At 43.2% G+C, this 12,219-nt stretch carries 9 protein-coding genes and 1 pseudogene; 6 read left to right on the top strand and 4 right to left on the bottom strand.

Annotated features, from left to right (window positions below; genetic code table 11):
* Positions 1-35: 35 nt before the first annotated feature.
* Both LZZ98_RS08270 and LZZ98_RS08265 read right to left on the bottom strand, forming a co-directional pair.
* Positions 36-503 (bottom strand): YchJ family protein, encoded by a 468-nt coding sequence (locus tag LZZ98_RS08270; RefSeq protein WP_237787438.1) that lies wholly within the window; start codon positions 501-503, stop codon positions 36-38.
* A 96-nt stretch (positions 504-599) separates the two neighbouring features.
* Positions 600-2,177, bottom strand: a complete 1,578-nt coding sequence (locus LZZ98_RS08265) for a TerC family protein (RefSeq protein ID WP_237787437.1) — start codon at positions 2,175-2,177, stop codon at positions 600-602.
* A gap of 341 nt (positions 2,178-2,518) precedes the next feature.
* On the opposite strand from LZZ98_RS08265, the gene LZZ98_RS08260 reads away from it, so the two are divergent.
* The 6 genes and pseudogenes from LZZ98_RS08260 (at position 2,519) to LZZ98_RS08235 (ending at position 8,535) form a co-directional block, all read left to right on the top strand.
* Entirely contained in the window at positions 2,519-3,139 is a 621-nt protein-coding gene (locus LZZ98_RS08260; RefSeq protein ID WP_237787531.1) for a TIGR00730 family Rossman fold protein, read from the top strand.
* Between the two features lie 126 nt (positions 3,140-3,265).
* Positions 3,266-4,657 (top strand): multidrug transporter subunit MdtD, encoded by a 1,392-nt coding sequence (gene mdtD / locus LZZ98_RS08255; protein ID WP_237787436.1) that lies wholly within the window; start codon positions 3,266-3,268, stop codon positions 4,655-4,657.
* An 80-nt stretch (positions 4,658-4,737) separates the two neighbouring features.
* Positions 4,738-5,523, top strand: a complete 786-nt coding sequence (locus LZZ98_RS08250) for a glycoside hydrolase family 25 protein (protein ID WP_237787435.1) — start codon at positions 4,738-4,740, stop codon at positions 5,521-5,523.
* A gap of 61 nt (positions 5,524-5,584) precedes the next feature.
* A pseudogene (locus tag LZZ98_RS08245) lies at positions 5,585-6,604 on the top strand (MBL fold metallo-hydrolase).
* 47 nt (positions 6,605-6,651) lie between these two features.
* Entirely contained in the window at positions 6,652-7,707 is a 1,056-nt protein-coding gene (gene dinB, locus LZZ98_RS08240; protein ID WP_237787434.1) for a DNA polymerase IV, read from the top strand.
* Between the two features lie 468 nt (positions 7,708-8,175).
* Positions 8,176-8,535 (top strand): RidA family protein, encoded by a 360-nt coding sequence (locus LZZ98_RS08235; protein WP_237787433.1) that lies wholly within the window; start codon positions 8,176-8,178, stop codon positions 8,533-8,535.
* A 44-nt stretch (positions 8,536-8,579) separates the two neighbouring features.
* Here LZZ98_RS08235 and LZZ98_RS08230 read toward each other — a convergent pair whose 3' ends face one another.
* Together LZZ98_RS08230 and LZZ98_RS08225 are read right to left on the bottom strand one after the other, a co-directional pair.
* Complete coding sequence (locus tag LZZ98_RS08230; RefSeq protein ID WP_237787432.1) at positions 8,580-9,125, bottom strand: DUF2726 domain-containing protein; 546 nt, start codon at positions 9,123-9,125, stop codon at positions 8,580-8,582.
* Positions 9,126-9,474: 349 nt separating this feature from the next.
* Complete coding sequence (locus tag LZZ98_RS08225; protein ID WP_237787431.1) at positions 9,475-11,883, bottom strand: YgiQ family radical SAM protein; 2,409 nt, start codon at positions 11,881-11,883, stop codon at positions 9,475-9,477.
* Positions 11,884-12,219 lie beyond the last annotated feature (336 nt).

Here is a 12,219-nt window from a genome sequence, read left to right as displayed (position 1 = left end):
GATGCGCGCTATTCTAAGGCAAATTTAGCGGAAAATTACAGGTATTGTACACAACATTGCTTAAATTTTTTCCCTGAACCACAAATACACGGCTGTTTCATGGTGACGTGCATAGCTGTGGTCGGATCAAGGAAATACCATGCACCTTCATGCTTCACAAAATGGGAAATTTCATGATGAACCTGAGCCTGTTTGCCATCATGATAATGGGCCTTAAATTCAACCTGAGCATGGTGCTTGTCCAGTTTTTCCTGAGCCTGCACCACTTCAAGCTTAAGCCACTGGTTGGCTTTACTCCAGTCGGCAATCGCAGCCACATCCAGCGCCTGTTGCTGGCCTAATGCGGTGGTTTTAACAATGTAGTCAATTTCATGCTTGGCAAAGGCACTATAACGCGAACGCATCAGCTGTTCTGCACTTTGCGCTTGGGCCTGCCCCAAATGCAGAGGTTGGCAACAGCTGGCGTAATCGCCTCGACCACATGGACACTGTGTTTCTGACATCAATTTTTCCCATTTAAATGAGCAATAAAATAGCCCGACTATGCGGGCTATTTTAATTCAATCTTGGTGTTTAAAACTCATCTGCGCAGAATGAAATTAATCTTCAGCCGCATCTTGATTGAGCGGGATAATATGAACCTTATCAATTTTATGGCCCTCCATGGTGACAACCTCGAAGATATAGTTGTCTGCTTCCAGCTTGGCACCACTTTCCGGCAAACGCCCCAGATGGAACAGGATATAACCGGAAAGCGTTGAATACTGTTCAGATTCATCCACCAAATCACAACCTAAAAGCAAGGAAACATGGCGAATATCGGTTGAACCTTCCAGGATTAAAGTCCCATCTTCCAGACTTTCGGCAGCTGTTTCAAACTCGTCTTCATCCGGGAATTCACCGGCAATGGCTTCAAGTACATCAATCGGGGTGGCAATCCCTTCAATTGAACCATATTCATTCAATACAATTGCTATTTGTAACGGTGCCTGGCGTAACTGCTCCATCACCATCAACACCTGGGCATTTTCATGCACAATCACCGGTTCACGTAAATGACCTTCAAAATTCAGCTTTCCGGTTTCGATATAATCGTTCATGACTTTATGGGTCAGTACCACACCGGCAATATTGTCCAGTTCGCCATGCGCCACAATCAAGCGCGAATGGGTGGTGCTTAATAACTGTTCTTTAATGGAAGCATCATCTTCATCCAGATCAATCCATTCCAGTTCCGGACGCGGTGTCATCACCGATTTCACTGGCCGCTCTGACAGTCCAAGTACCCCTTGCACCATCACGCTGTGATAAACACCATTATCTTCATTAAAGACTTCATCGGCAAAGGCACGGGTTGCCAGTACATCTTCAGCTTCATTATTTTGCGATTCTGACTTACCACCCAGCATGCGCATCACGGCAGAAGCAGTACGGTAACGCAAGTCGGTAGTGGTCACCATCTTTTCCTGATTACGGCGCATGGTTTGGTTGATAAATTCCACCACCACAGAGAAACCAATTGCGGCGTATAGATAGCCTTTTGGAATATGGAAACCAAAACCTTCAACAATGAGTGAGAATCCAATCATCATCAAGAAGCCGAGGCATAGAATGACTACGGTCGGATGCTTGTTGACGAAATTCATCAGCGGTTTCGATGCCCACAGCATGATGCCGACAGCAATCACCACCGCAATCATCATCACCGACAGGTCTTTGACCATGCCGACTGCAGTAATCACGCTATCCAGAGAGAATACTGCATCAAGCACCACAATCTGAACAATCACCATCCAGAAGGCAGCATGTACAGGATTGTCTTCTTTTTGCGGCTGAACGCCTTCTATGCGCTCATGTAACTCCATGGTGCCTTTAAATAAAAGGAACACACCACCAAACAACAAAATCAGGTCACGACCGGAAAAAGGATGATCTAAAACATGGAACAATGGTTGAGTTAAGGTGACTACCCAGGCAATGGATGCAAGTAAAATCAACCGCATACACAAAGCCATCATTAAGCCAACAATACGGCCTGCATTGCGCTGTTCTGGCGGCAATTTTTCCGCCAAAATCGCAATAAAAACCAGGTTGTCGATACCCAGCACAATTTCTAGAACCACTAAAGTTGCCAGTCCAATCCATGCCGATGGATCTGACATCCATTCCAAGATCATTGGATGTTCTCCTGTGCAGGATGATGAGGGACTGATTTTAGAAGGTTCATATTAAAATCGCTGAATATGCGATGAACAGCATTCTCTATATTTTTTGCGGAAGCATTGAAGTGTTCAGAGCGAGGACAACCACTACCCATGTTGATTCATTTGTTGGAAAACAGATTTTTAGTATAGCAAGATGAGGTAGAAATTCATCCTTTTTTCCGTACTGCGCTGTTATTTGCTCAGCCAATTTCAACAAATCTTTGCAAAGTCTATATAAGGTTGATCACGCCGTGTCATATTTAACAGTTAAGCTAGAGACTGAAAAAATAAAATGCTATGGTAAAAATATAATGATGAACAGTGTATTAAAAATGACTCCTAAACATAACAATCCTACTCCCAAAACAACTCAACCTTTAATAGCACTCTACTGTGGTTCACGTTCAGGCAATAAATCAATTTATCAGGAAAAAGCCATCGCTTTGGCTCAGGCACTGGCAGACCTGGGTTTCGGCATGGTCTATGGTGGCGCAAGTATTGGTCTCATGGGACAAGTGGCAGATGCAGTCAGACAGCGTGGCGGTGAAACGGTCGGGGTGATTCCTGAATTTATGCTGGATTATGAAATCGCGCATCACCAGCTGACTGAGTTACACATTGTACAGAGCATGCATGAGCGCAAAGCCATGATGGCCGAGCGTGCCAGTGCCTTTGTGGCCTTGCCAGGTGGCTTGGGCACCTTTGAAGAAATTCTGGAAATTGCCACCTGGGGACAGTTGAATCAGCACCAGAAACCCATGATGCTGTATAACGTGAATGGCTTTTATGATGCCCTGATTAGCCAGCTGGATCATGCTGTTACTGAAGGCTTTTTACCGCCTCAGCATCGGGCCAAACTGATTATCTGCAATCATGCCGACCAGATTCTCAATGCCATTAAAAATTTGGGTGCCCCGAAACACTTTGCCATTTAAGCGGATGCCCCAATACAAAAAAGCGAGCTCCAGACAGTGCTGTCCCATAATGGATAGCACAACTTTTTATTACACCACTTTGAACGTATTGCTTTAAACTCTGTAAAAAATCACTTTAATATTGTTATGAATGCCACTCCTTCGCATCAAGCCCTACAACCTGAATTCCGACTGTTGGTTCTGTTGGTATCGATCGGTTTCTTCATGCAAGGTCTGGACACCACCATTGTCAATACCGCAATTCCGGCGATGGCCGAAAATCTGGCTGAAGATCCGCTGCAAATGCATAGTGTGGTGGTGGCCTATGTGCTTTCGGTAGCAGCCTGTATTCCCTTAAGCGGCTGGCTGGCCGACCGTTTTGGCGTACGCAATACCTACTTTACAGCCATTATTGTGTTTACCTTGGCATCGCTGGGATGTGGATTGGCCAACAGCTTAAATGAACTGCTGGTTTATCGGGTCATTCAGGGGATTGGTGGCGCATTGTTACTTCCGGTAGGCCGTCTGGCCATGCTCAAGGTCATTCCGCGCAGCCAGTTTTTATCGGCCATGAGCTTGATGAGTCTGGCCGGTCTGGTGGGTCCACTGATTGGTCCGACACTGGGTGGGTGGATGGTTGAAGTTACCTCCTGGCACTGGATTTTTTTAATTAATATTCCAATGGGGTTTTTAGGTTGCCTGATTACCTTTAAAGCGATGCCAAATGTGACCGAGCCTAGCGTCAAAAAATTTGATTTTTCAGGTTTTATTTTACTGGTTATTGCCATGGTAGGACTTTCACTGGGCATTGAAAATTTTGCCAGTCCACATCAGTCACTATGGTGGAGTATTGCGCTGGTGATTGCGGGGATATTTGCAGCTATCCTTTATGCCATTCATGCGCATACCCATCACAATGCGCTGTTTCGTAGCACATTATTTAGCAATCGCATTTATGCCATTGGTATTGTGGGTAATTTCTTTGCGCGCTTGGGCGGCAACGCGATACCTTTTTTAATTCCGCTGATGTTACAGGTGGCTTTCGGTTTTGAACCATTTATTACCGGTCTGTTGATGATTCCGACCGTACTGGGTTCTCTGGCCTCCAAGCCGATTATCCGGCAGATTATTCAACGCTTTGGTTATCGTAAGGTATTGTTGGTGAATACCTTACTGGTCGGAGCATGTATTGCCAGTTTTGCCCTGAGCACGGCGGAGACTCCAATCTGGTTAAGAACCTTGCATTTCTTTATTTTTGGCATGCTGAATTCTTTGCAGTTTGTTTCCATGAATACCCTGACCCTAAAGGATTTACCGCAACAGGATGCCAGCAGTGGTAACAGCTTCCTGTCCATGATCATGATGGTGTCGATGAGTATAGGGGTAGCTTTAGCCGGCACCTTGGTGAACCTGTTTACGGCCTATTTCGGTAGCGAGCAAATCGTGACGGCTTTTCATAGCACCCTGATCCTCCTCGGCTGCATTAACCTGATTACCGCAGCAATTTTCTGGCAAATTCCACGCCACACCCCAGTATAATCAGCTGGCATCAGAAACTACGTGGTCTGAATGTTCAGATCGCGTTATCATGTGCTTGATAAAACATCACAAATTATTTTATGCCTAAAAAACGATTAGCCAAATCCAATCATCACAAGCTGTATGCCTCTTGCATTGGTCTCATGCTGAGCTGTGTTGCAATCGTATTGTATGTTTTTGTTTTGCACCATAATCCTGCCTCTGCACAGGAATATCCGGTCAAAGGTTTTGATGTTTCACATCATCAGGGCGATATTCAGTGGCAACAGATTTCACCGAAAAGTTATCAATTTGTCTATCTGAAAGCTACCGAAGGCGGCGATTTTAAAGATCGAAAATTTCAGGACTATTGGTTACAAGCCCGTGAACAGGGTTTGACTGTGGGCGCCTATCATTTTTACCGTTTATGTCGTGATGGCGCAATTCAGGCACAAAATTTTATTGAAACCGTGCCCAATAAAGCTGATGCCCTGCCACCGGTGATTGATCTGGAATATGACAGTCACTGCATCAACACCTATACCAGGGAACAGCTACTTAAAGAAATTCAGGTCATGCATGATCGGCTATCTCAGCATTATGGCAAACAACCGATTTTTTATACCTCCAAAGCCTTCTATAACATTATTTTGGCTGGGGAATTTACAAAAACACCACTTTGGGTACGTGAATATCACGGCAAACCGGATTTAAAAGGCAATCCGAAATGGCTGTTCTGGCAGCATACCAATCAGGGACAAATTAAAGGCATCCCTAAAGAAGTGGACTTGAATGTATTTAATGGTGATAAAGAAGACTGGATGCACTTTTTAGAAGGCAATGGTGTCTATCCAATTAAAAAGGTTGAAAATTTACCTAAAAAATAACAAGATAAGCTTCGATCTTAATCCATAATAAAAATAAAACTGCATAAAAAACAGGAAAATTATGGCAAATCAAAAAGGATTTTGGCTGGCGTTCGGTATCGGCATACTTATTCTGGTGGCTGCCGTGGTTCTGCTACTGCAACCTTCAGGTCAAGTGTCTGATTTTCAAAAATGACAATATAAGGCATCTGCACAAGTAGCCACATCTTCCAAGCTCAAGGTCAAATTCTTTGGCATTTCCACCCTGCTGTTTGATGATGGCCAATCTCAGATCTTGATTGACGGTTTCTTTAGCCGTCCTTCCATTAGACAGGTGCGGTTCACCAAAATCCAAAGTCAATCCCAAATTCTCAAACAGGTCATAGCCCAATATCAATTACAACGAACTCAAGCCATCCTGGTGACCCATTCACATTATGATCATGCTCTCGATATTGCCGAACTCGGAAAACAGCTCCCGAACAGCAAAATTATTGGTTCAAACAGTAGCTTAAATATTGCCCGCGGCGGACATGTTCCAGAACAGCAACAGCTACCCGTCCAGCCTTTTAAACCCATGCTGTTTGGCCAGTTTAAGGTCACCGCTATTCCGTCACAACATACGCCATCTACTGCCGTCAATAATGACTAGGGAGAGGAAATTACCCGGCCGCTACAACTTCCTGCCTGCTTCTCGGCATTTAAGGAAGGCCATAGTTTTGACTATCTGATTGAACATTCAGGTCAGCGCATTTTAGTCAAAGCCAGTACCGGTGCTGTACCGGATCAACTGAAAAATTCAAAGGTAGATATTTTATTTTTAGGCATTGCCCAGTTGTCACGCCAATCGGAAGGGTTTCAGCAAAACTATCTCGATCAAACTCTGCGAACCTTAAAACCTAAAGTGGTTGTGCCTATTCATTGGGATAATTTTTTCAAGCCGATTGACCAGCCTTTGGAGTTTTTACCCTACTTGGCAGATCACGCCGAGCAAAGTCTAAAAATACTGATTCAAGCGGCTGAACTACAACAAACCCGTCTAGTTTTACTCAGTCAGCCTGTGTCGTATCCACTTGATCCTGCTCTACAATCTGATCGATGAAGATGAGATACTGAAGCCCAGCATGTACAGGCAGAATTTGGGACTGCATGAGAAAAATCATTCACATCGATATGGATGCCTTTTTTGCATCCGTGGAACTGAAAGACCGGCCGGAGTTAAAGCATTTGCCTGTGGTGGTGTCTTCACATCATCCACGGGCAGTGATTTGTGCAGCCTCCTACCCTGCGCGAGAGTTTGGCTTGCGCTCTGCCATGTCGATGTCACAGGCCCGAAAGCTTTGTCCACATGTAATCGTGATTGAGCCCAATTTTGAAAAATATCGTGCCATTTCTGCGCAAATTCATCAGGTGTTTCAACATTACACACCACTGATAGAGCCTTTGTCTTTAGATGAAGCTTATTTAGATGTGACTGAAAATCTGGAAAATATTCCAAGTGCCACCGAAGTGGCCATGCGGATAAGGGAAGATATTTTCCAAGCGACTGGTTTAACAGCCTCTGCCGGAGTCGCGCCAAATAAATTTTTAGCTAAAATTGCTTCAGACTGGAACAAACCGAATGGTATTTGTGTCATTAAGCCCTCACAGGTACAGCAGTTTATTCAGGATTTACCACTGAAAAAAATTCCCGGTGTGGGAAAAGTGATGCAAGAAAAGCTCAAGCTGCTGCAATTGCAAACGCTGGGAGATTTACAAAAAATTGAGCAGAATGTGCTAGTTCAACATTTTGGAAAATATGGCAAACAGCTTTTTCTCTATGCTCAAGGGATTGATGAACGTCCGGTTCAGGCGGAGCGCGAACGCCAACAAATTTCCAAAGAAACTACCTTTGATGATGACCTGACCTTAACCCAATGCCAGAACTCTTGGCCTCGACTGATTGACCAAGTCTGGAACAGTTTAGAACGCAAACAACTTTGCGCACGCGGCGTTTCAGCCAAACTCAAGTTAAAAAATTTTCAGGTCTTACAACACAGCAAGAGTTTCAAACAGCCTTTGCAAAATCGGCAACAACTGGAACAGGTGTTGCAACAGCTACTCATTGAAATGCATATTCCGAAACATTTTCAATTTCGCCTCATTGGCGTTGGGCTGTATCAGCTTTCCGATCAGCAAGATCAGTCACAGCTTTCTCTTTGGTAATATTTTGCGTGTTTTTCAACCAAAAGAATGTAATTAGACCAATTGATTACACACAACAAGTATTTTTGCGGTACTCTATGGGCGCGATACATTTATCCATGTAAACGCCGAGATGCTAAAAATCACCTTTACTTTTAGCATGCTGTCCTGTGATTGGCGTGACGATCAAATCCGAATATTACAGGGCAACTCTGTTGAACAGCATGGCTTCTCTCTTCTACCTCTTACATATCCTTTTACACCTCTCTATACATTCTTAAAAAACAGTCTATTTCAGGCTGCATATTCTAATTTTCCCGTTAATTTTAAAAATCTCTTCTGCGACAGCTTTAGCTTAACCATGGCTGCTCGATAAATGATTTACGCTAAAGGCTCATGGCATTATGATGTTGTCATCTACCTAGCTGCAGGCTTGTATGACCAAGATATGGCTCGCAGCAACTATGCCAAAAATATAGGACTTATATTATGACAGTACAACGCCTGCATGTTGAAAAGCGCTTTTCTGAAATTGCTATTTCAGGCAATCTGGTATATCTGGCTGGTCAATTGGCTACAGATACCACACTGGATATTAAAGGTCAAACCCGACAAACCCTGGAAATTATTAATCGCTTGCTGGCGGATGCTGGTACAGACAAGAGCCAGATTATGTCTGTAACTATTTATTTAAAAGATATTGAAAATGACTACGCAGCAATGAATGAAGTCTGGGATGACTGGGTGGCTGATATTGAAGCCCTGCCCCGTACCTGTGTCGAAGCCAAGCTGTATGCCCCTGATGTTTTGGTGGAAATGACGGTTACTGCTGTTCGTGCATCGCATTAAAAATGCAAAAAATAAGCATGAATATTCTTCATGCTTATGCTGATTTAACCTAACATTCGGATTTTCTTACGGCCCAAATCTGGATAAAAATCATACTTTTTTATTGAAGCTTCTGTTAACTCATCTAGCTGAAAATCAGTAGGGTTTTCAATTAAAAAATCTTGTCTTAACTGAAAATATTCCGGCACATCTTCATAACGAATCACTCGATACCCGGCCATTGCCAACAGCGCATCCTGATATTGGGCATTTTGCGGATGCCGTAAGGCCATAGGATCATCCAATGCAATAATGGCAAGCACCTGATGATGTTCATCCAGAATCACAAAATCTGCCACCATATTGCGATATTTATGGCGGGTACGGCTGTATTTGGTCGTCAGCAAGGCATCAAATGAAACATGAACCAACACGGTACTGCGCGGCAATATTTCTTTAAGGCGTGTAAAGGTTATCTGTTCACTAATATTAAAAATAGCCCTTTGTTTTAAAGCACTATCTTGCTGCTTGGTTCCACTTTCTAGGCTTTTCCAAGCCTTCAGCAGAATACCAAACAGAAGTAAACTTCCGACCAAAATATAAATTATCATCCTCTTAATCCTTTAATTTTTTATAGTCTTTCCGGTGTCACACCGATGCTTGTTATCAACCTCAGTATACAACGCTTATTTTTATTAAATATTTCAAGCAAACGAACTGCATTCAATCATGACAAAATCATTATAAATGCTGACAAAAAGTTGCACTGATTTTATTTTTTACATCTATGCCTAGGATTCATCCATTATCTGACACCGAATTACTGTAGCTCAAGGCACAGTAGGGATGCAAGACTACTTTTGCATATTGTCCTACAATTCCGATGAGCTGTTTTCATTAGAGGGCTATTTAATTGAATGATAAAAAAGAACGCCTAAGCGTCCTTTTTTGATTTTTAAATCAAGCTTTTGACTTAGGCTTAGATTTAGTTTTGGATTTAGAACCCGCAAATGGACGTTTTTCCCCAGTTTCACGTGGTGGTAAGCCGGTATGTTGAGTCAGGATCTGGCCTTTTTTAGGACGATTATTGCCATTTGTATTGGCAACATTACGTGATTGATTACGTGCAGTATTTTCACCGGTACGTTTTGCAGAATCTCCCGCCAAAGTCGAGTTTTTCTTGCGTGCCGACTGATATTGCCCTTCTGTGCCTTGCGGTTGATAGCTCGGAATCAGATGTTGTTTCGAATTACCAATCAAGTCTGAGCGGCCCATTTCTTTCAAAGCTTCACGTAACATTGGCCAGTTATTTGGATCATGGTAACGCAAGAAAGCCTTGTGCAAGCGGCGACGTTTCTCACCTTTTACAATATCCACATTTTCAGTATAACGCGCCACTTTCGCCAGCGGATTTTTACCAGTGTAATACATGGTGGTTGCCGTTGCCATTGGCGATGGATAGAAGGTTTGTACCTGATCGGCACGAAAACCGTTCTTCTTCAACCAGATCGCCAAATTCATCATGTCGTAATCGGTAGTGCCGGGATGCGCCGCAATGAAGTAAGGAATCAGATACTGTTCTTTACCGGCTTCTTTACTGAAACGATCAAACATTTGTTTGAAACGGTCATAGGTGCCAATACCCGGTTTCATCATCTTGGATAATGGCCCTTTTTCGGTATGTTCAGGCGCAATTTTCAAGTAGCCACCGACGTGATGAGTGACCAATTCTTTGACATATTCTGGGTTTAACACCGCTAGGTCATAACGTAAACCTGAACCGATCAAAATCTTCTTAATGCCTTTTAACGCACGTGCTTTTCGGTACAGCTGAGTCAATGGTGCATGATCGGTATGCAAGTTTTGACACACGCCCGGGAATACACAAGAAGGCTTACGGCAATTTTTCTCGATCTCAGGATCTTTACATGCCAATCGGTACATGTTTGCGGTTGGACCACCCAAGTCCGAGATAATGCCAGTAAAGCCAGGCGCGGTATCACGAATTTTTTCAACTTCACGTAGAATCGATTCTTCTGAACGGTTTTGGATAATACGGCCTTCGTGTTCCGTGATTGAACAAAAAGTACAGCCACCAAAACAGCCACGCATGATGTTCACAGAGAACTTGATCATATCGAATGCCGGGAAACGCGCATTACCATAAGCTGGATGCGGCAGACGTGCATAAGGCAAGTCAAACACATAGTCCATTTCTTCTGTGGTCAATGGAATTGGTGGTGCATTTAACCAAACATCACGTTCGCCATGCTTTTGTACCAAGGCACGGGCATTCCCGGGATTGGTTTCCAAGTGCAAAATACGGTTGGCATGGGCATACAGCACAGGATCATTGACCACTTCTTCAAATGCAGGCAAACGAATTACCGCCAGTTCACGTGGTGGCAATTTGTGTTTAATTGCTTTGGATGCGGGCTGTAACTGTACAATTTGCGTATCAGGATCGAGTTGATCCCCTTCACGAACAATTTGATTCGTAACAATTTCTTTTTGGAAATTTTGGTATTGGGTTAAAGAATTACCCTTATCTTTTTCAATTTCACAGCCATCTAAATCTTCAGTCATCACATAAGGATTGATGATCGGATCAACACGACCAATAGTATCGACATCATTCGATGCAATTTCTACAAACTTGGCTTTAGATGGACGGTTTAACTTATTCACGATAAATGCAGTGCCACGAACATCAGTAATTTCATGAATTTTTTCGCCTTTGGCCAAACGATGCATTACTTCAGTAATCGAACGCTCACCATTACCATACATGAGAAGATCGGCTTTAGAATCCATCAACACTGAACGACGAACTTTGTCTGACCAATAGTCATAATGTGCAATACGACGCAATGAAGCTTCGATACCGCCTAAAAGCACAGGCACATCGGGATAAGCTTCACGCACACGTTGACAATATACGGTTGCGGCACGGTCAGGACGTTTATTCGCTACGTTATCTGGAGAGTAAGCATCATCTGAACGGATTTTACGGTCAGCAGTATAACGGTTGATCATGGAATCCATATTCCCTGCCGTTACACCCCAAGCGATATTCGGTTTACCCAATACGCGGAACGCATCTACGCTGGTCCAGTCCGGCTGGGCAATAATCCCGACACGGAAACCTTGAGCCTCCAAAGTACGACCAATAATGCCCGAACAGAAAGAGGGATGGTCAATATACGCATCACCGCAAACTAAAATAAAGTCACAACTATCCCAACCGAGTTGATCCATCTCCTCACGTGACATCGGCAAAAATGGCGCAGGTTCAAAACAGGACGCCCAATATTTGTCGTAATCAAACAACGCTTTTGGCGCAGTCTGCATAGTATAAGCAGTAGACATGGCTAGCAATTCTCGGCTGGCAGATGATAGGAGATCTAAAATTAGATCAAAGATGAAAGCCGAGCATTTTAGCATGAATTAGGCTCAGCTTGCTTGATTATAATTTGTACAAAACCAGTGGTTTAATTTATTCTCCAAAAATAATCACTTCAGTTGAAAAAGCTTCTCCAGTAAGTGATTACTTATATAGTTAAACACACTAATTCATTTGAAATATGAAAATTGGATGGAATAAGGTTTGAAATATTTTAAAGTAAGCAAACTCCAGACTCTGATGCTGCTGATGATTAGAATGTTTGGACTAAAATCTTAGGAGCTAAATTTTCCCCCGCACAA

Source organism: Acinetobacter sp. SM34, assembly GCF_022012365.1.
Classification (GTDB): domain Bacteria; phylum Pseudomonadota; class Gammaproteobacteria; order Pseudomonadales; family Moraxellaceae; genus Acinetobacter.
Note: the sequence above shows the minus strand (reverse complement) of the source record. Positions and strands in the feature narration are given on the sequence as shown.

Bases quoted from the DNA above. Each gene is read 5' to 3' on its own strand.
- LZZ98_RS08270 (WP_237787438.1), bottom strand. From the start codon at position 503: ATGTCAGAAACACAGTGTCCATGTGGTCGAGGCGATTACGCCAGCTGT.
- LZZ98_RS08265 (WP_237787437.1), bottom strand. From the start codon at position 2,177: ATGATCTTGGAATGGATGTCAGATCCATCGGCATGGATTGGACTGGCA.
- LZZ98_RS08260 (WP_237787531.1), top strand. From the start codon at position 2,519: ATGAACAGTGTATTAAAAATGACTCCTAAACATAACAATCCTACTCCC.
- mdtD (WP_237787436.1), top strand. From the start codon at position 3,266: ATGAATGCCACTCCTTCGCATCAAGCCCTACAACCTGAATTCCGACTG.
- LZZ98_RS08250 (WP_237787435.1), top strand. From the start codon at position 4,738: ATGCCTAAAAAACGATTAGCCAAATCCAATCATCACAAGCTGTATGCC.
- dinB (WP_237787434.1), top strand. From the start codon at position 6,652: ATGAGAAAAATCATTCACATCGATATGGATGCCTTTTTTGCATCCGTG.
- LZZ98_RS08235 (WP_237787433.1), top strand. From the start codon at position 8,176: ATGACAGTACAACGCCTGCATGTTGAAAAGCGCTTTTCTGAAATTGCT.
- LZZ98_RS08230 (WP_237787432.1), bottom strand. From the start codon at position 9,125: ATGATAATTTATATTTTGGTCGGAAGTTTACTTCTGTTTGGTATTCTG.
- LZZ98_RS08225 (WP_237787431.1), bottom strand. From the start codon at position 11,883: ATGTCTACTGCTTATACTATGCAGACTGCGCCAAAAGCGTTGTTTGAT.